General features: G+C 64.8%; 21 protein-coding genes, 1 tRNA gene and 1 pseudogene. 4 read left to right on the plus strand and 19 right to left on the minus strand.

What is annotated here, in order from left to right; translation table 11 throughout:
- Positions 1–31 precede the first annotated feature (31 nt).
- The 7 genes from WCJ41_RS15550 to WCJ41_RS15580 form a co-directional block, all read right to left on the minus strand.
- Positions 32–108, minus strand: a tRNA-Pro gene (locus WCJ41_RS15550).
- 54 nt (positions 109–162) lie between these two features.
- A complete protein-coding gene (locus tag WCJ41_RS15555) occupies positions 163–693 on the minus strand; it encodes a MerR family transcriptional regulator (RefSeq protein WP_336906750.1) in 531 nt (176 codons plus the stop codon).
- A 38-nt stretch (positions 694–731) separates the two neighbouring features.
- Entirely contained in the window at positions 732–1,046 is a 315-nt protein-coding gene (locus WCJ41_RS15560) for an integration host factor subunit alpha (RefSeq protein WP_336906751.1), read from the minus strand.
- A 93-nt stretch (positions 1,047–1,139) separates the two neighbouring features.
- On the minus strand, positions 1,140–2,111 hold the full coding sequence (locus WCJ41_RS15565) for a beta-ketoacyl-ACP synthase III (RefSeq protein ID WP_336906770.1): 972 nt from the start codon (positions 2,109–2,111) through the stop codon (positions 1,140–1,142).
- A 17-nt stretch (positions 2,112–2,128) separates the two neighbouring features.
- Positions 2,129–3,175 carry a phosphate acyltransferase PlsX gene (gene plsX / locus WCJ41_RS15570; protein ID WP_336906752.1) on the minus strand — a complete coding sequence of 349 codons (1,047 nt, stop codon included), beginning with the start codon at positions 3,173–3,175 and terminating at the stop codon, positions 2,129–2,131.
- A 146-nt stretch (positions 3,176–3,321) separates the two neighbouring features.
- Entirely contained in the window at positions 3,322–3,837 is a 516-nt protein-coding gene (locus WCJ41_RS15575; protein ID WP_336906753.1) for a DUF177 domain-containing protein, read from the minus strand.
- Positions 3,837–4,289, minus strand: coding sequence for a ubiquinol-cytochrome C chaperone family protein (locus tag WCJ41_RS15580; protein ID WP_336906754.1), 453 nt, complete (start codon positions 4,287–4,289; stop codon positions 3,837–3,839). Before WCJ41_RS15580 ends, WCJ41_RS15575 begins: the two co-directional genes overlap by 1 nt.
- A gap of 146 nt (positions 4,290–4,435) precedes the next feature.
- On the opposite strand from WCJ41_RS15580, the gene bamE reads away from it, so the two are divergent.
- Together bamE and WCJ41_RS15590 are read left to right on the plus strand one after the other, a co-directional pair.
- Positions 4,436–4,906, plus strand: a complete 471-nt coding sequence (gene bamE / locus WCJ41_RS15585) for an outer membrane protein assembly factor BamE (protein WP_336906755.1) — start codon at positions 4,436–4,438, stop codon at positions 4,904–4,906.
- A gap of 20 nt (positions 4,907–4,926) precedes the next feature.
- Entirely contained in the window at positions 4,927–6,057 is a 1,131-nt protein-coding gene (locus WCJ41_RS15590) for an amidohydrolase/deacetylase family metallohydrolase (protein WP_336906756.1), read from the plus strand.
- A gap of 179 nt (positions 6,058–6,236) precedes the next feature.
- Here the strand turns inward: WCJ41_RS15590 and WCJ41_RS15595 are convergent, their stop codons facing one another.
- The 3 genes from WCJ41_RS15595 to WCJ41_RS15605 form a co-directional block, all read right to left on the minus strand.
- Positions 6,237–7,010 carry an inositol monophosphatase gene (locus tag WCJ41_RS15595; RefSeq protein ID WP_336906757.1) on the minus strand — a complete coding sequence of 258 codons (774 nt, stop codon included), beginning with the start codon at positions 7,008–7,010 and terminating at the stop codon, positions 6,237–6,239.
- 1 nt (position 7,011) lies between these two features.
- Positions 7,012–7,908, minus strand: a complete 897-nt coding sequence (locus tag WCJ41_RS15600; RefSeq protein ID WP_336906758.1) for an ROK family protein — start codon at positions 7,906–7,908, stop codon at positions 7,012–7,014.
- 108 nt (positions 7,909–8,016) lie between these two features.
- Positions 8,017–10,128 (minus strand): sodium-translocating pyrophosphatase, encoded by a 2,112-nt coding sequence (locus WCJ41_RS15605; protein WP_336906759.1) that lies wholly within the window; start codon positions 10,126–10,128, stop codon positions 8,017–8,019.
- A 208-nt stretch (positions 10,129–10,336) separates the two neighbouring features.
- Between WCJ41_RS15605 and WCJ41_RS15610 the strand changes: the two genes are divergently transcribed.
- Positions 10,337–11,401, plus strand: a complete 1,065-nt coding sequence (locus WCJ41_RS15610; protein ID WP_336906760.1) for a hypothetical protein — start codon at positions 10,337–10,339, stop codon at positions 11,399–11,401.
- Positions 11,402–11,540: 139 nt separating this feature from the next.
- Here WCJ41_RS15610 and WCJ41_RS15615 read toward each other — a convergent pair whose 3' ends face one another.
- Positions 11,541–12,188: a hypothetical protein gene (locus tag WCJ41_RS15615; RefSeq protein ID WP_336906761.1), complete on the minus strand. Its 648-nt coding sequence runs from the start codon at positions 12,186–12,188 to the stop codon at positions 11,541–11,543.
- Here WCJ41_RS15615 and WCJ41_RS15620 point away from each other — a divergent pair.
- Positions 12,187–12,354 carry a hypothetical protein gene (locus WCJ41_RS15620; RefSeq protein ID WP_336906762.1) on the plus strand — a complete coding sequence of 56 codons (168 nt, stop codon included), beginning with the start codon at positions 12,187–12,189 and terminating at the stop codon, positions 12,352–12,354. The two genes, WCJ41_RS15615 and WCJ41_RS15620, sit on opposite strands and share 2 nt — an antisense overlap.
- On the opposite strand, the gene WCJ41_RS15625 is transcribed toward WCJ41_RS15620, so the two are convergent.
- The 8 genes and pseudogenes from WCJ41_RS15625 to WCJ41_RS15660 form a co-directional block, all read right to left on the minus strand.
- Complete coding sequence (locus WCJ41_RS15625) at positions 12,351–13,562, minus strand: MFS transporter (RefSeq protein WP_336906763.1); 1,212 nt, start codon at positions 13,560–13,562, stop codon at positions 12,351–12,353. The two genes, WCJ41_RS15620 and WCJ41_RS15625, sit on opposite strands and share 4 nt — an antisense overlap.
- Entirely contained in the window at positions 13,559–14,038 is a 480-nt protein-coding gene (gene nusB, locus WCJ41_RS15630) for a transcription antitermination factor NusB (protein WP_336906764.1), read from the minus strand. The genes WCJ41_RS15625 and nusB overlap by 4 nt, the downstream gene beginning before the upstream one ends.
- The gene (gene ribH / locus WCJ41_RS15635; protein ID WP_336906765.1) at positions 14,035–14,529 is read right to left on the minus strand and encodes a 6,7-dimethyl-8-ribityllumazine synthase; all 495 of its coding nucleotides are present in this window, start codon (positions 14,527–14,529) and stop codon (positions 14,035–14,037) included. Before ribH ends, nusB begins: the two co-directional genes overlap by 4 nt.
- Positions 14,526–15,119: a riboflavin synthase gene (locus tag WCJ41_RS15640; RefSeq protein WP_336906766.1), complete on the minus strand. Its 594-nt coding sequence runs from the start codon at positions 15,117–15,119 to the stop codon at positions 14,526–14,528. Before WCJ41_RS15640 ends, ribH begins: the two co-directional genes overlap by 4 nt.
- Positions 15,120–15,128: 9 nt before the next feature.
- Positions 15,129–16,127, minus strand: a complete 999-nt coding sequence (gene ribD / locus WCJ41_RS15645) for a bifunctional diaminohydroxyphosphoribosylaminopyrimidine deaminase/5-amino-6-(5-phosphoribosylamino)uracil reductase RibD (protein ID WP_336906767.1) — start codon at positions 16,125–16,127, stop codon at positions 15,129–15,131.
- Complete coding sequence (gene nrdR, locus WCJ41_RS15650) at positions 16,117–16,596, minus strand: transcriptional regulator NrdR (RefSeq protein WP_336906768.1); 480 nt, start codon at positions 16,594–16,596, stop codon at positions 16,117–16,119. The genes ribD and nrdR overlap by 11 nt, the downstream gene beginning before the upstream one ends.
- Before the next feature lie 197 nt (positions 16,597–16,793).
- Positions 16,794–18,170, minus strand: coding sequence for a serine hydroxymethyltransferase (gene glyA, locus WCJ41_RS15655; protein ID WP_336906769.1), 1,377 nt, complete (start codon positions 18,168–18,170; stop codon positions 16,794–16,796).
- A 190-nt stretch (positions 18,171–18,360) separates the two neighbouring features.
- A pseudogene (locus tag WCJ41_RS15660) lies at positions 18,361–18,619 on the minus strand (hypothetical protein); the annotation flags it as partial.

The raw sequence follows: 18,619 nt of genomic DNA on the forward strand, positions 1-18,619 counted from the left end.
ACACACGAAATATCGTATGTCCTTGTTTTAATGGTCGGAGCGACTGGATTCGAACCAGCGACCCCTATCCCCCCAGAATAGTGCGCTACCGGGCTGCGCTACGCTCCGACACGGCGCCGCTGTAGCATTGTTCAGGGGCAAGCGAAAGGGTTATTCGCCGCCTCAACGGCTCTGCGAAGGGTCGAGAATCCGGCGCGCTTCGCCGAGGTCGCGCAGCGCCACCCGCAGCATGTCGGCATGGCTTTCAGACAACCGGTTGACCACCACACGCACCTCGCCGAGCGGCAGCAATGGCTGTGCCGGCGCTGCCGCCCCCTCGGGCGCTGGCTTGCCGCCCTTGCCGACGCGCGGCGCGGGTTTGGACATGCCGGGTGGCGGGGCCGAAGCCATTTCGCCCTCGCGCTTGCGCGGCTCGATCTCGCCGCGGCCAACGCCGGCCACATAGGAGGCGCCATCCTCCTTGAGGATCTTCTGCACACCACGAATGGTGTAGCCATCCTTGTAGAGAAGACTGCGGATGCCCTTCAAAAGCTCGACATCGGCGGGGCGGTAATAGCGCCGGCCACCTGCGCGCTTCATTGGCTTTATTTGTGAAAATCGTGTTTCCCAGAACCGCAGCACGTGCTGCGGCACATCCAGTTCCTCGGCCGCCTCGCTGATGGTGCGGAAGGCGTCGGGAGATTTTTCCACCATGCGGCATCCCTCCTTAGGATGCGGCGTGCCGCGAAAGCCTATTCTTCCTCGGAGCCGCCTTCGAGGCCATTGATGACGTTCTTCATCACCTGGCTGGGACGGAACACAAGTACACGGCGGGGGGTGATCGGAACTTCCTCCCCCGTCTTGGGATTGCGGCCAACGCGGCCGTTCTTCGAGCGCACCATGAAGGTGCCAAAGGACGAAAGCTTCACCGTCTGGCCATCCACCAGATGCTCGGACATCATGTCGAGCATGCTCTTCACCAGATCGGCAGATTCACTGCGCGAAAGTCCGATCTGACGGTGGACAGCTTCACTGAGATCGGCGCGGGTTAGCGTCTTGCCAGCCATTCGGAACCCCCTGCAAGGATTTAGAAACTACGGTGCTGCCCGCCGCTGGTCAACAGGAAAAATCGGGTAACTCAAGGGGTTACAGCAGAAGCTTCAATAGCGGGCCAGAACCGCGCCCCAGGTGAATCCGCCGCCCATGGCCTCGAACAGCACAAGCTCGCCCTTCCTGATGCGCCCGTCCTTCACGGCTGTGTCGAAAGCCAGCGGGATCGAGGCCGCCGAGGTGTTGCCATGGCGGTCCAGCGTGATGACGATGCGCTCCTCACGGATGCCCAGCTTGCGCGCCGTCCCTTCGAGAATGCGGCGGTTGGCCTGGTGCGGCACGAACCAATCGACCTGATCCGGCGTCACGTTGGCTTCCTTCATCGCCTCGTCCATCACGGTCGCGATGTTGGTGACCGCATGCTTGAACACCTCGCGGCCCTCCATGCGAAGGTGGCCCACCGTCTGCGTGGTCGAAGGCCCGCCATCGACATAGAGCTTGTCGCTGTGGCGTCCATCCGAGCGGATGCGGGTGACAAGGATGCCGGGGCTTGCAGGCGAGTCCGCATGGTGCTCGGCCTTGAGCACGACAGCGCCGGCGCCATCACCGAACAGCACGCAGGTACCGCGGTCGGTCCAGTCGAGGATGCGCGAGAAGGTTTCAGACCCGATGACGAGCGCGCACTTCGCCTGCCCCACCTTCAGCATCGCGTCGGCCACGCTCAGCGCATAGACGAAGCCGGAGCACACAGCCTGCACGTCAAAGGCCGCACCACGCGTGATGCCGAGATCATATTGCACCAGCGTGGCGGTCGCGGGAAATGTGTTGTCGGGCGTCGCGGTGGCCAGGACGATGAGGTCCACTTCATCGGCGGCAACGCCTGCGTGCTCCAGCGCACGCCGCGCGGCAAGCGTTCCAAGCGTGCGCGTCGTCTCGCCTTCGCCAGCAATGTGTCGGGACTTTATCCCGGTGCGCTCGACGATCCATTCGTCGCTGGTGTCGACGATCTTGCTCATGTCGGCATTGGTCATCACACGCTGCGGGAGCGCTGATCCGCATCCGGCGATGACGGATCTGATCACGGTCTTCGTCTGGTCGTTCATAGGCTGGGTTCCGCTTGGGCTTCCGGCTGCGTCAGCAGCCCCGTCATGATTTCAACATCCGCCTTGATCTTGCTGACGAGGTCGTTGCGCACGATCTCAAGCGCCACGTCGATGGCTGTGGCGAAGCCCAGGGCATCAGTGCCACCGTGGCTCTTCACCACGACGCCGTTGAGGCCGAGGAATACGCCGCCATTGTGCTTGCGCGGGTCCATGCGGTCTTTCAGCGCCCGGAAGGCGCCCTGCGCCAGCACGGCGCCGATTTTCGAGAGCAGCGTCCGTTGCAGGCACTGGCGGAGATAGGTCGAGAGCTGCTTTGCCGTGCCTTCCGCCGCCTTGAGCGCGATGTTGCCGGTGAAGCCCTCGGTCACCACAACGTCCACCGTACCCTTGCCGATGTCGTCGCCTTCGACGAAGCCGTAATATTCCATGGGAAGCTTCGAGTCGCGCAGGATGCGGCCGGCTTCCTTCACCTGCTCCTGCCCCTTGATCTCCTCGACGCCGACATTGAGCAGGCCAACGGTCGGCTTGTCGAGACCAAGAAGGCAGCGCGCCATGGCCTCGCCCATCACCGCGAATTCCACGAGCTGTGACGCATCGGCGCCGATGGTGGCGCCAACGTCGAGCACCACGCTCTCGCTGCGCAGCGTCGGCCACATGGCGGCGATGGCGGGGCGCGAGATGCCGGGAAGGGTCTTGAGCACGAAGCGGGCCATCGCCATCAGCGCGCCGGTGTTGCCGGCGGAAACGGCGGCATCGGCATCGCCGTTCCTGACCGCGTCGATGGCCAGCCACATGCTGCTCTTGCCGCGGCCCTGGCGCAGCGCCTGGCTGGGCTTGGCGTCCATTGTGACGAAGACTTCTGTATGGAGGATTTCGGCGCGCTGCTTGAGCTTCGGGTAACGCTCGACCAAGGGGGCAACCCGGCTCCGGTCACCTACCAGCAGAAAGCGTACCTCGGGATGGCGCTCAGCGGAGAGGGCTGCGCCGGGAATCACCACTTCGGGGCCCGTATCGCCGCCCATCGCATCCAGAGCAATGGTCAAATGTTTCTTTGTTGTCAAAGTCTTGCCGATACTCGTCCGTCATACCCCCTGCCCGCGGCAAAAGGCTGCCGGAGCGTGATTCAAGGCTTAGGAGATTGCCTTGTGAAAGTCATTCCAAAAACGGGGCGGACAAGCTTCCGTGCGCGTCAACTGTTCTTCTTGGCCGCCAGAATGGCAAAGGGAGAGGGTGGCTTGTCCGCCGCCCCATCATCCTCCACATGCCCGGGAAAGGCTTCCCCCGGCTTTCGCGGATAGGGGTCGAGGTCGAGCGCCAACGTCTCTGCCACCACCGCGCCAAGGTCGATCCAGCCATTGTCGATGGGGTCGGCATCGTCCTCCTGCTCATTGTCCACTACGGCACCGTGCGGCAGGAAATAGCGCGCCAGCGGCACCGAGACGGTCTCGCGGAACGCCTCGAGGCTGATCACCGAGACCTGTTCCATGTCTGCCGTGATGTGGCCCTCGAGCTTCATGCCGCCACCGCGCCAGGGCGTTGCGCGGATTTCCGCCGAGAGGGCGTGGAGGGCCGGGATCTTGAAGCGCTTTGCCAGCGCCTTCAGCTCCTCCGGCTCCGCCGACAGCTTTTCGGTGGAGCCCAGCTTGGGGACGCGGTCGACCTGCAGCGGGCGGGAAAACTCGAATTGCGGTGTGCGGTTCTTCATCACTTTGGCTCCTTGAAACTGACTTGCCCCTGGGCAATGGCGACACTGTCCTGCAGGGCGAGGTGGCTGCGCTGGTCGGTGAGATAGTCTGCAATCTGGGCGGCGCCGTCCGGCTGGGGATCATCCGGGAACACGTTGCGCGAAATCGCGGCGACAAGGGCGCCACCCTCCCCGGCCAGGGCCGCGTCATAGGCCGCGACCCGGCCATAGAACACCTCGGCCATTTTCCGCACCTTCTTGCCAACCGAAACATCCCCCACCCCCAGTTCGCGGAGCGAGCGGTCCATGTCACGGAAGAACTCGTCCACCAGGGCCTGGCGGAATTCGGGCTCCGCTCCCTTCAGACGGTCCAGAATCAGGTAGGTGTGCAGCGCCACCATGTCGAATCGCCCGTCCAGCGTGTCCGCCACGTGCCACCGGGCGTAGAAGGCAGGGTGCCGTGCGGCAGCCACAATTGCCTCGTAACAGCGGCGTTCCGGTGCCGGAGGGCGGTTGAAAAGTCGTTTCAGGATCATGTCATTGCCGCTAACGGAAGATATGGTTCACGAGTTTCTTATACGATTCCGCCGGTCAGGGGATTAGGATCAGATTGCGGCCCATGCAGATTACCACGTTGCGCTTCGCTACCCGTTTCATCGCCGCCGCGTGCATGGCCCTTTTCCTTGCCGGCTGCGCCGACAAGCTTGAACACCGCGGCTACATGCCGAAGCCGGGCGCCTTTGACCAGATCACCAACGGCATGACGAAAATGGAAGTCGAGGGCATCATGGGAACGCCCTCCACCACCGCATCCGTGCAGTTCAAAGGTGACAGCTACTACTACATAACCCAGATCACCAGCAGCAAAGCCTTCCTGAAGACGGAGACCGACCGCACGGTCATCGCCATCCGCTTCACCGAGGATGGCCGGGTGAAGAGCTATGCCCAGTACGGCCTGCAGGACGGGCGCGTCATCGACATGAATACCAACCAGACCCCCGTCTATGGCGAGGACACCTCGATCATCAGCGCCCTGCTGCGCAGTTCGAAGGGCACCCGCACCGGCCCGATGCTTGGAGGCAAGATGTAAGCCTGCTAGGCTCACGCCCCATGGATCTCATTCTGAGGGGCGGCCGGGTCATCGACCCCGGCCAGGGTCTGGACGGCATCCGCGACGTCGGCTTTGCCAACGGCAAGGTGGCCGCCATCGCAACGCGGCTCGACAGCGCCACTGCACAGGTGCGCGACGTGTCAGGCCTGATCGTTTCGCCAGGGCTCATCGATCTGCACACCCACGTCTATTGGGGCGGCACCTCGCTCGGCATTGATGCCGAGGAATTCTGCCGCACCTCCGGCGTCACCACGGCGGTCGACACGGGCTCGGCTGGCCCCGGCAATTTCATGGGTTTTCGAAAGCATGTGATCGAGCGCTCCGCCGTGCGCATCCTCGCCTACCTGCATGTGAGCCACGCCGGCATCTATGGCTTCTCCAACACCGTGATGGTGGGCGAGAGCGAGGACATTCGCCTCATGGACCCGGTGACTGCGGCAGAGGTTGCCGATGCCAACCGCGACGTGATCGTCGGCATCAAGGTGCGCGTCGGGCGGCATGCCTCGGGCGACCAGGGTGTCGCCCCGCTCAACATTGCGCTGCAGGTGGCCGAGGAAACCGGCATGCCCTTGATGGCACACATCGACGAGCCGCCCCCCTCCTACGAGGAGGTGATCGGCATGCTGCGGCCCGGCGACGTGCTGACCCATGCCTTCCGCCCTTTCCCCAATTCGCCTGCTACAGCACAGGGCACGGTGAAGGCAGCAGTGCTGGCGGCAAGGAAGCGTGGCGTGCTGTTCGACATCGGCCACGGCATGGGCTCATTCGCCTTCAAGACGGCGCGCGCCATGCTGGCCAACGGCTTTCCGCCCGACACGATTTCATCCGACGTGCACGCATTGTGCATCAACGGCCCAGCCTTCGACCAGCTGACCACCATGTCGAAGTTCCTGTGTCTCGGCATGAGCCTGCCGGATGTCATCAAGGCCTCGACGGAAAATGCCGCCTTCGCGCTGAAGCGGCCCGAACTCGGCAGTCTGAAGCCCGGCAGCGTCGGTGATGCGACGATCCTCTCGGTGGACGAAGGCAGTTTCGATTACGTGGACGTGGTGGGCGAGCACCTCGAAGGCCGCCAGCGCATCACCTCGCGCGGCGTGGTGATCGGCGGCACGTGGTGGCATCCGCAGTGATGACCGACTTTCGTCTTCTCCCGCTTTTTTAGCGGGAGAAGAAGGGACCCGTGGCGGAACGCAACGGGGAGATGAGGGGGCACTCACACGAACCTCACGCGTCGGAGGAGGCTTCCCCTCACCTACCCCAACTGCGTTGGGGCCCCCTCCTCTCCCGCCTTGCGGGAGAGGACGACGCTTCATCCCTTCACGATCCCCTCGATCTCAGCAAAGACCGCGGGCGGCGCGACGATCAGGCTGTTGCCCTTGGACAGCCCGTCATTGGCAAGGAAGTCGCTGACCTTCCCACCCGCGCCTTCGCATACGGCAATGGCACCCAGCGCATCCCATGACTTGATGAGCGGTTCGAAGAAGCCGACCAGCCTTCCCGCTGCCACATAGCAGAGGCCCAGCGCGCCGGAGCCGTCGCGATAGAACATGCCGCCCTTCTCGAGCAGGCGGGTGAAGCCCGGAAGGAAATCCTGTGGCCCGCTCTTCGGTGAATAGCCGGCATAGGTGATGCCCTCGCGCACCGACTTCGTCTTGCTGACGCGGATCGGCTTGCCGTTGAGCGTTGCGGGGATGTTGCGGCCGCCTGCGAAGAGCTCGTCCCGCGCCGGGGCATAGACCATGCCGAACTGGATGATGCCGTCCTGCATGTAGCCGATGGAAACGCACCAGCTGGTCATGCCGAGGATGAAGGGCTGCGTGCCGTCGATGGGGTCGACAACCCAGATGCCCTGCCCCGCTGTATATTCCGTCGGCGGCGTTTCCTCGCCGAGGAAGGCATCTTGCGGGAAAGCCTTGGCCAAGCGGTCACGGATCAGCAATTCGGTATTGACGTCTGCCTCGCTGGCCAGATCTTGCGGGCCCTTGTTCTGCACGGTGAGCTGGTCACGCGCGTTGAAGTAGCCCAGAGCAATCTTGCCCGCCTCCTGCACGAGGGCGAGGCCGAATTCAAATCTCTCGTTCATCTCAGTCCTTCCAGAGCCAGGCAGCACCCCGCACGCCGCTCGCATCGCCATGCCTGTTGCGCAGGATGGGCGTGTGGAACACGGTGGAGAACGTGCGCGCCGCCAATGCCGGCGGCAGGTCTTCGTAGAGTTCGTCAACGTTCGACATGCCGCCGCCCATGACCAGCACGTCGGGGTCCAGCATGTTGACGACGGTCGCAAGGCCTCTCGCCACGCGGTCGATGTAGCGCCGCCACAGCAGGTTGGCGAGATGGTCGCCGTCGCGTTTGAGCGCCATGATCTCGGCGGCCTTCATCTCCACGCCCTTGTGCTCCGCATACTGAGCTTCGAAGGCGCGGCCCGAACACCAGGTCTCGATGCAGCCGACGCGGCCGCAGTAGCAAGGCTTGCCGGGAATTTCGGTGGTGTCCGGAAACGGCAGCGGATTGTGCCCCCATTCGCCACCCGAGTTGTTCGGCCCATGGTGGGCGCGGCCATTGACCGCGATGCCGGCGCCGACGCCGGAGCCGAGGATCACGGCGAAGACAACATTGTATCCGGCCCCTGCCCCATCCACCGCCTCGGATGCCGCAAAGCAGTCGGCGTCGTTCTCGACCCTGATCTCGCGCGCCAATGCCTTGTGCAGGTCGGCCTCGACGGGCTTATCGAGAATCCACGTCGAACTCGCGCCCTTGCCCAGCCGGCTCTTCGGTTCCAGCGAACCCGGAATGCCGATACCCACCTGCCCCTTGCGCGCTGTCTTCGCTTCCAGCGCATCGACCATGGCGCGAATGGCTTTCAGGCAACCCTCATAGTTATGGCGCGGCGTCGCCTCGCGCAGGCGCAGCAACTCGCGCCCATCGCGCTCCATCGCAACGCCCTCGATCTTGGTGCCGCCCCAGTCGATTCCGATCAGCATGTCACGTTCCTCTCAACGCCATCTCGCCGCGACCGAGTTCGAATTGCAAGCAAAAGAAAACCCCGCGCGGATCGCTCCGCGCGGGGCTGCAGTGATCTGTCGTGTTGCTTAGTGACCGGCCAGAACGGCCAGCAGCAGCAGCGCCACGATGTTGGTGATCTTGATCATCGGGTTCACGGCAGGGCCCGCCGTGTCCTTGTAAGGGTCGCCGACGGTGTCACCCGTCACCGAGGCCTTGTGGGCATCGGAACCCTTGAGGTGCTTGACACCGTGGGAGTCGACGAAGCCGTCCTCGAAGGACTTCTTCGCATTGTCCCAGGCGCCGCCGCCCGCCGTCATCGAGATGGCGACGAACAGGCCCGTCACGATCACGCCCATCAGCATGGCGCCCACGGCCGAGAAGGCCGCGGCCTGGCCGGCGATGGCGTTGATGACGAAGTAGACGACGATCGGCGAGAGCACCGGCAGGAGCGACGGGATGATCATTTCCTTGATCGCCGCCTTGGTCAGCATGTCCACGGCGCGGCCGTAGTCAGGCTTGTCCTTGCCGGTCATGATGCCCGGCTTCTCCTTGAACTGACGGCGCACTTCGACGACGACCGACTGGGCCGCGCGGCCCACCGCGGTCATCGACATGCCGCCGAACAGGTAGGGGAGAAGACCGCCGAACAGCAGGCCGACGACGACCCACGGGCTCGAGAGATCGAAGCTCACGGGCACGTCGGCGAAGTAGGTCTTGAGGTCCTGCGTGTAGGCGGCGAACAGCACCAGCGCACCAAGGCCAGCCGAACCGATGGCATAGCCCTTGGTCACGGCCTTGGTGGTGTTGCCGACTGCGTCCAGCGCGTCGGTGTTGTGGCGCACTTCCTTCGGCAGGCCCGCCATTTCGGCGATGCCACCGGCGTTGTCCGTCACCGGGCCGAAGGCGTCGAGCGCCACGATCATGCCGGCGAGAGCGAGCATGGTGGTGACGGCGACAGCCGTGCCGAAGAGACCGGCCAGCAGGTAGGTGACGATGATGCCGGCGATGATCACGAGGGCCGGAAGGGCCGTCGCTTCCATCGAGACCGCGAGACCCTGGATCACGTTGGTGCCGTGACCGGTGATCGAGGCTTCGGCGATCGAGTTGACCGGGCGCTTGCCGGTGCCGGTGTAATATTCGGTGATGTAGATGATGGCCGCCGTGATGAGCAGGCCGACGACACCGCACCAGAACAGGCTCATCGGGGTGAAGGCCTTTTCCGGCGTGCCGAGTGCGACGTCCATGCTGCCGAACACCAGGTGCATCACCGGGTAGAGCGCGATGAGCGAGAGGACGCCCGTCGCGATCACGCCCTTGTAGAGCGCGCCCATGATGTTGTTGGAGGGGCCGAGCTTGACGAAGTAGGTGCCGATGATCGAGGTGATCACGCAGGCGCCGCCGATCGCAAGCGGGAGCACCATGCCGGCGAGCTTGAACTCGGCCGGGAGTGCGATGGCCGCGAGCACCATGGTGGCGACGGTGGTCACCACATAGGTTTCGAACAGGTCAGCCGCCATGCCGGCGCAGTCGCCGACGTTGTCACCGACGTTGTCGGCGATGGTGGCGGGGTTGCGCGGGTCATCTTCGGGGATGCCGGCCTCGACCTTGCCGACCATGTCGCCGCCGACGTCCGCACCCTTGGTGAAGATGCCGCCGCCGAGACGGGCGAAGATCGAGATCAGCGAGGCGCCGAAGGACAGCGACACCAGCGCATCGATGACGGTGCGGCTGGTGGGATCGAAGCCCAGCGAGTCCTTGAGGAAGCCGAAGTAGAGGGTGACGCCGAGGAGGCCCAGGCCCGCGACGAGGAGGCCCGTGACGGCGCCCGCCTTGAAGGCGAGGTCGAGGCCGCCGGCCAGCGACTTGGTCGCGGCCTGCGCCACGCGCACGTTGGCGCGCACCGAGACGTTCATGCCGATGAAGCCAGCGAGGCCCGACAGGATGGCGCCAATGGCGAAGCCGATGGCCGACCATTGGCCGAGCAGCAGCCAGGCGATGACGAAGATCACCACGCCGACGATTGCGATGGTGGTGTACTGACGGTTGAGATAGGCCTTGGCGCCTTCGCGCACGGCCGCGGAAATCTCCTGCATACGGGCCGAGCCGGCGTCAGCAGCCATGAGGCTGCGCGTCGTCACGATGCCGTACACGATGGAGAGCGCGCCTGCGAGCACGATCAGCCAGAGTGCAGTGGTCATGATAAACCCTTGTGTTTGTTCGCGTTTCCCCAGAACCCCTGACGCGGAATCATCCGCGTTTTCCCAGCCCCGGAAGGTGGGAGAGGGTATGCCGCATCAAGGGCTTGGAGGCAATAACCAGAAAATCCCCTCAGAAAGGCCAGTTCCGGCCCTATTTCCGGCGCAAACTGGGTTTATATTCCTTCGCTCGAAATGGCGGAGGGGTGACGTGAAAAACGGGCTGATCGGGGTGGTATTCGGGTTGGTTCTCGTGGCTCTCGGCTTCTACGCCCTGCCCCGCGGACTGGCCGCTGCGACGTTCCTGGCGGGCCCGCGCGATGAGGCCGCCACGGCCTCATATCTCCTCACCCACAAGACCGCTGACGATTACACCGCCGCCGCCGAGCAGGCGCTAGGCAACAAGGACGAAGACCTCGCCGCCTCCATCGCCCAGCTGGCGGATGAACGTGGCGTGGCCCTGCCCGCCGACCTCACAACCCGGATCACGGCGGCGCAGGACCAGGCCTCGGCCCGGATGGGCAGCGACGCCTGGAACGGGTTCCTCTCCGGCGATGCGCCCAACGAAGCGGCACTTGCGGGGGCCGTCGCCGCCGACCTCACCGGGGTGGGCGACGTGCGTGACCTTTATGCCCAAGCCTCGCGCTATCTCTCTGGCGAGGAGGTCGACCCCCTCATCATCGGGCTTGCGACCGTCGGCCTCGGCCTGACGGCCGCCACCGTGGCAACACTGGGCGCCACAGGACCGGAGAAGGCGGGCGTCAGCACCTTGAAGGCCGTGAAGCGTGCCGGACGCCTGTCGCCGCTTCTGGCCCGCGAGGTGGGTGTCGTCGCTGCCAATGCGCTGGACGGGCAAGCCCTGCGCCTGGTGGGCACATCAATGGCGCGCATGGACCTTGCCGCAGCGCGCGCTGCCTCCGGCCGCGTGCTGAAGGCCAAAGCCGTGACGACGCTCAAGGGCCTCGGCACCGATGTGGCAACCATCGGCACCAATGCCGGATACCGCACCACGGTGGCCGCACTGGGCACGGCGAAATCGGCGGAGGAGATGGGCGTGATCGCCAGGCTGTCCGCCCGCTTCGGCACCGCCACCCGCGCGGTGATGGTGCTGGGTGGAGGGGCCCTCACCTTCGCGAGCTATGCGATGACGGCGGCGGCGTGGTCGCTTTGGCTGGTGCTGTGGGTGGCGGGCGTTGCATTCGGTGCTGCGAAGCTGGGGCGGAGGATTGGACGGTGGGTTTGGCCGGAGCCAGGGCCCCGGGTGCGAATGGCCTAACTCCCCTACAGTCCGTCTCCCCGGCGAAAGCCGGGGCCCCGCTTTGGGCATCAACCACGTGGAAAGCTGGGCCCCAGCTTTCGCTGGGGTGACGGAAACGGGGTCGACGTCACTGAGTGCGGCAGAACGTAGAACCAAATCAAATTTCTCGCTCCGATCCGCAGGCCGGCCACAGCAGCTTTTCTGCAAAGTTCGGATCGCTCAGAAATGCCAGGTCTGAGATTTCGAAAGTCAGTTTGGCAATGGTATCTGGGAGCGCCGCATTGGCGCTGGCCATGGCCGCCTGTTGCGTGGCGAAGCGGTGGGCTGCAGTCTGCGCACCGCCGAGGCTGGAGATGAAGTTGGCCCAGAGGGGTGAGCGCCGTTCCATGCTATCCACGATCCGCCGCTCGATTTCACCTTCAGGAACCACGAGAAACACGTGCCGCGGCGCCAGCGCGTGAAGCAGCTCACGATGCTCGGCAAAGAAGTCAAGCGTCAGCAGGCCCCGGCTCATGAAGGTGAGGAATAGGCGCTCGATGACCATGGACAAGGTGCGAGGCCGCTCCGCAAAGGGGCTGTCCGAGAGGATTGATCGGAGACCATAAGCCACGTCGAGGAGGCGGAGCGTATGGGCGCGAACATCGCTGGAGGTGGGCGCAAGGCCTTCGAAGACACGCTCGGTCAGATGCTCGCTGATGAACAATTTGCTGAAGTTAACCGCGCCTTGCTGCGCCACGCGCTGGAGATTGGCGAGCAAGAGGGATTTTCCCGCACAGCTGATGCCATCGATGATGAGGAGACTCATGGCTGACGATTATAGCACCGCCCTGCCCGAAGCTAAAGATACCCATTCTCAATGCCGTCAACCCGGCGAAGCCGGGGCCCCGCTTTCGCTCTCAACCACGCCGAAGGAAAGCTGGATCCCGGCCTTCGCCGGGATGACGGCAGTGTGGGGGTGGATGTTTGCCTAAACCGCCCTTGCAGCCTTGCCCAGCGGATGCCGCACCAGCCAGGCGATCATCACCAGTGCCAGCACGACCATCGGGAACACCGCGTAGTTGACGCCTTCCCAGCCGAACCACGCCAGCAGCTTGCCGGCCATGAGCGAGGTGACGGCGGTCGTGGTGAAGACGAGGAAGTCGTTGAGGCCCTGGGCCTTGTTCTTCTCTTCGGGCTCATAGGTCTCGGTCAGCATCGTGGTGCCGCCGATGTAGCCGAAGTTCCAGCCGAGCCCCAGGAGGATGAGGCCGATGGCGAAGTTTTCGAAATGTATACCGAGCAGACCGGACACGGCGGCACCGACCAGCAGCAGCATGCCGATGGCGGAGATCTTCTCCGCGCCGAAGCGGGAGATCAGCGAGCCCGTAAAGAAGCCGGGCACGAACATGGCGAGCGCATGCCACTGGATGACCCAGCTCGAATCCTTCTCCGAGAAACCGCAGCCCAGCATGGCGACAGGCGTGGCAGTCATCACCAGCACCATGATGCCGAAGGCCAGCATGGCCGTCATCGCCGCCACGATGTAGCGCGGCTGGCGGGCGATGACGCCGAGCGGACGGCCCGACGGCGCATCGTGCTTCTGGGTGAGCGGAATGTCGATGAACAGCAGGATCGCTGCACCCACCAGCGCCAGCACGGCCATGGCCACCCATGTGCCGGCGAAGGTGACGGGGGCGAAGAGGTTCGTCGTCGCCATCACCATGAAGGTGCCGACGAGGGCCGCGACGATGCCACCGGTCATCACCCAGGAAATGGCCTTCGGGCGGAAGGCGGGGCTTGCCGTGTCCGCCGCCGCGAAGCGGTAATAGGAAGCTGAAGCCTGATAGATGCCCGTGATGAGACAGCCCAGCAGGAACAGCGGGAAACTGCGCTGGAAGATCGCATAGGCGCCGAGGAAGGCGCCCGCAGCACCTGCGAGCGCGCAGAGCACGAAGCCGGTGCGGCGGCCGACCCGGCGCATCATCAGCGAGATCGGGAAGGTGGTGAGCGCCGTGCCGACGATCGAGAGCGCCATGGGCAGCGTTGCCCAGGCCACGCTGGGTGCGAGCGTCGAGCCGATGAGACCCGAGGTGACAACGAGGGCGGTGGAAGTTGCGCCGAAGATCGCCTGCGAAGCGGCGAGGATCATCGCATTGCGGCGGGCTTTCGCGTCGTCGAATGCGAGGGCTTTCGCCGTCACGCGGTGAATTCCTTGGGCCTTGCCTGACGGGCCAGATGATTGAGCACGCCGTTGACGAAGCGCGGCTCTTCCGGACCGAAGAAGGCATCGGCCACGTCGACATATTCGCTGATCGCCACCTTTGCCGGCACGCGGTCCATGAACATCAGCTCATAGGCGCCGGCGCGCAGGATGGCACGCACGGTGGAATCGAGCCGGTGCAGCGGCCAGGCCTTGTCGAGAATCTTGTCGACCGCCGGGTCGATCATCTTCTGCTCGCGCACCACGCCGTCGACAACGTCCTTCAGGTGGCGATAATCGGCCTCGCCGCACTGGCCGTCCTCGAAGTTCTCGCCAGATGCACGCGACGAGAACTGCGCCAGCGTCTCGCCGACGTCCGACCCTGAGAGGTCCATCTGATAGAGCGCCTGAACGGCGCCAAGCCTTGCGGCGGAGCGGCGCTCGCGCGGGTACTTGTTGTTGTCGTTCGCGCTCACGAGGTGGCCTTCGTGTCGAGGCCCGCGGCCTTGCGGCCCATCAGGCGGGAGAAGCGGATCATCGAGAGCGCTGCCTCGGCGGCGCCGCCGCCCTTGTCCATGTCGTCGACCTTGGCGCGGGCCCAGGCCTGCGCCTCGTTCTCACATGTGAGGATGCCGTTGCCGATGCACAGGCCTTCGAGCGTCAGGTCCATGATGCCGCGCGCACTTTCTTCCGAGACGATGTCGTAATGCGTGGTCTCGCCGCGCATCACGCAGCCCAGCGCCACATAGCCATGGTAGAGGCCCGTCTCATGCGCCAGCGCGATGGCGCCGGGGATTTCAAGCGCGCCCGGCACCGCCATGCGCTCCCACGTGGCGCCTGCGCGCTCGACGGCGGCGATGGCGCCGCGGCACATCTCGTCGCAGAGTTCGCCATAAAAGCGGGCTTCGAGGATCAGGATATGGGCGCGCAGCTGTTCGACGGGAGCGGTGGACTTTTCAATCTTCATGTCGGTTTGTACTCGGTGAGGCGGGCGACATAGCGCGCCAGCATGTCGATTTCAATGTTGACCCGCTGGCCCACCGTCATGGTGCCCCAGGTGGTGACGGTCTGGGTGTGCGGAATGATGTTGACGCCGAAGACATTGCCCTCGACCTCGTTCACGGTGAGCGAGGTGCCGTCGATCGCCACCGAGCCCTTGGGCGCGATGAAGCGGGCAAGCTCGTTGGGCACGCGGAAGCGGAAGCGCTGCGAGTCACCCTCCGGCGTGATCGAGACGATTTCGCCCAGACCATCGACATGGCCCGAAACGATGTGCCCGCCCAGCTCGTCGCCGATCTTCAGCGCCCGCTCGAGGTTGATGCGGGTGCCGGTGCCCCAGTCGCCAAGCGTGGTCTTGGACAGGGTCTCGGCAGAGGCCTGGATGGCGAACCAGTCCGCCCCCTTCTCGATCACCGTCAGGCAGCAGCCGTTGCAGGCGATGGACGCGCCCATGTCGACGGTGCCAAGATCATAGGCGGTCGCGATCTCGAAGCGGGTGTCACCCGCTTTTTTGACGGCGCGCACGGTGCCGATGTCGGTGATGATGCCGGTGAACATGAAACCCTCTTATGGGCGGGCTTCATAGACGGTCAGGAGGTCGCTCCCAAGCTTTTCCTGCCGGAGGAGCTGGAATGGCGGCAATGCCTGATCGAGGCCCAGACCATCGAGGCCGTCGACCCCGTCCGGACCCAGCGTCAAGGGAGCGCGGATCAGGTGGAATTCGTCCACCAGCCCGGCTTCGAGGAAGCTGCGCGCCACCCTGGCGCCGCCCTCCACCATCAGGCGGTTGATGCCGCGCAAGCTCAGGTCCTCCAGCACCTGCCGGACGCTGCCACGCAGTACCTCGGCGCCGCGCTTGGCGAGGTGGGATTGAGGCGGCAGGTTGCCGTGGCGGCTCATCACGAAGGGCTGGGGCGAGCGGGCGCGCAGGCCCGGAAGGCGGCAGGTGAGTTCCGGGTCATCGGCCCTGACCGTGCCCATGCCGACCAGGATGGCGTTCGACTGGGCGCGCAGCAGGTGAACGTAAGCCTTGGCCTCCGCTCCTGAAATGGCGGTGCGCTTGCCGGGGGCTGCGGCGATCCTGCCGTCAGCGGAAAAGGCCATCTTCAGAATCACTTGCGGGCGGTTCTTCTGAATTCGAGTCAGGAAGCCGGCCATGTCTCGCCGGGCCTCCTCTGCACCAAGGCCGGACCCGAAGGTGACCCCTGCCCGCTCAAGAATGGCATGGCCTCCGCCCGCGACGCGGGGGTCGGGATCCTCGATTGCCGAGACGACGCGGGCAATGCCGGCACTGACCAGCGCTTCGGCGCAGGGGCCGGTTTGCCCATGATGCGCGCAGGGTTCCAGCGTGACGTAAGCCGTGGCGCCGCGGGCCTTGTCGCCCGCCATCTTCAGCGCCTCGGTCTCGGCGTGGGGGCGGCCCCCTGCCTGGGTCCAGCCCACGCCGACGAGGCGGCCGTCGCTGACGATCACGCAGCCGACGTTGGGATTTTCAGCCGTGGTGCCCAGCGCCCGGCGGCCAAGCCTGAGCGCCACGTCCATCCACCGCGTGTCGTCAGTTGTCACCGGACTCGCCGTTGTCGTCCTCGCCCGAGAGCTCGCCCAGCAGCTCCTCGAAGTCCTTGGCCTCGCGGAAGTTCTTGTAGACCGAGGCGAAGCGGACATAGGCCACGTCATCGAGCATCTTGAGAGCTTCCATGACGAGCTTGCCCACCGTATCGGACCGGATCTCGCTTTCGCCGAGGCTTTCAAGACGCCGCACGATGCCGGAGACCATGCGTTCCACCCGTTCCGGGTCCACCGGGCGCTTCCTGAGCGCCACCTGGATCGAGCGCATCAGCTTGTCGCGGTCGAAGGGCACCCGGCGGCCGGATTTCTTCAGCACCATGAGCTCGCGCAGCTGCACGCGCTCGAAGGTGGTGAAGCGGCCCGAGCAATCCGGGCAATAGCGGCGGCGGCGGATGGCTGTGCCGTCTTCGGTGGGACGGCTGTCCTTCACCTGGGTTTCTTCATTGGAGCAGAAGGGACAGCGCAAGGGATGGTCACTCAGGTGGTTGGGTTGCACCATGTGTGGGGGAGAGGCGGGGGTGGGTCAAGTCCCTCTCGCACCGACCGACACGCCCCCCAAATTCATCATGCCCGGGCCTGACCCGGGCATCCTCTCGGGCGTCCACCAAAAAGGATGGCCGGGTCAAGCCCGGCCATGATGGGTGTTTGGGTTGGGTATGCCGATCAGTAGATCGGGAACTTGCCCGTCAGCTTCTTGACCTTGGCGGCGACGGCCTTCTCGACCTTGCCGTTCTTGTCTTCGCCATTCTTCGCCAGGCCATCGAGCACCTCGTTGATGAGGGCGCCGACTTCCTTGAACTCCGCCGCGCCGAAGCCGCGGGTGGTGCCCGCAGGCGTGCCGAGGCGGATGCCGGAGGTGATGGTGAAGGGTGCCGGATCGAAGGGAATGCCGTTCTTGTTGCAGGTGATGTAGGCGCGGCCCAGCGACTGCTCGGCGGCCTTGCCGGAAACACCCTTCTTGCGGAGATCGACCAGCATCAGGTGCGTGTCGGTGCCCCCCGAGACGAGATCAGACCCGCCGTCCATCATCGCCTCGGCGAGGACCTTGGCGTTATCCGCCACCGCCTTTGCATATTTCTTGAAGGCGGGGCGCAGTGCCTCACCGAAGGCCACGGCCTTGGCGGCGATGACATGCTCGAGCGGGCCGCCCTGCAGGCCCGGGAAGACGGCCGAGTTGAACTTCTTGCCGAGGTCCTCGTCGTTGGAGAGGATCAGGCCGCCGCGGGGGCCGCGCAGCGTCTTGTGGGTCGTGGTGGTGACGACGTCGGCATATTCGAGCGGGTTCGGGTGCACGCCACCGGCCACGAGGCCGGCGAAGTGGGCCATATCGACCATCAGCCTGGCGCCCACCGAATCGGCGATCTGGCGGAAGCGCTTGAAGTCGATGATGCGCGGATAGGCGGAGCCACCGGCGATGATGAGCTTGGGCTTCACGGCCAGCGCCTGCTCGGCGAGCTTGTCATAGTCGATGAGGTGGTTGTCCTCGCGCACCTTGTAGGGCGCGACCTTGAACCACTTGCCCGACTGGTTGACGGGCGAACCGTGTGTCAAGTGACCGCCGCAGGCGAGGTCGAGGCCCATGTAGGTGTCACCCGGCTGGAGGAGTGCAAAGAACACCGCCTGGTTGGCCGTGGCGCCGGAGTGCGGCTGGACGTTGGCATAGGCGCAGTTGAACAGTGCCTTGGCACGGTCGATGGCCAGCTGTTCGGACACGTCGACATACTGGCAGCCGCCATAGTAGCGGCGGCCCGGATAGCCTTCCGCGTACTTGTTGGTCATCACCGAGCCCTGAGCCTCGAGCACCGCCTTCGAAACGATGTTCTCAGAGGCGATCAGTTCGATCTCATGCTGCTGGCGGCCGAGCTCCTGGGCGATGGCCTTGGCGATCTTCGGGTCCGACTTGGACAGCGCTTCCTTGAAGAAGCCGGGGAACAGCGGCTTGCGGGCAAGGGCCTTCTTCTTTTTCCCGGGCTTGGCCTTGGCCTTTGCCTGCTTCTTTGCAGCCTTCTTGTCGGACTTCTTTGCAGCCTTCTTCGCCATGTCTCTCTCCTCCAGCGTGCTCGCTATACGTTGAATCGCAATTGGCAGATTGCGCAGATGAGGTCCAGATACATCTTTGGCTAGCGGGCGGCAGGCATCTGCAGCGGCAGGATGGACTGCTTTTGCGTCGTGGAACGAAAACGGGCGGGAGATGCTCCCGCTCGCGATGGGTCTGATCTTTGCCGCTGCCTCAGTTGGTGGCGGTCGTCGTCTTGGTCGCGGGCTTGGCATCAGCGGCAGGCTTGGGCGCCGGGCAGCCGGCAGGCAGCTTGCCATCGGCACCCGGCTTGCAGCTCGTCGCCGGCTTTGCAGCCGTGGTGGCGGCAGGCTTGGCAGCCGTGGTGGCCGGCTTTGCGGCAGCGGTGGTCGCGGGCTTGGCAGCGGTTGTCGCGGGCTTGGTGGCGGCCGGGGTCGCACTGACGGTCGCGCAAGCGGGGGGTGTTATTGGG

It is taken from the genome of Aestuariivirga sp., assembly GCF_037139295.1.
Classification (GTDB): domain Bacteria; phylum Pseudomonadota; class Alphaproteobacteria; order Rhizobiales; family Aestuariivirgaceae; genus Aestuariivirga.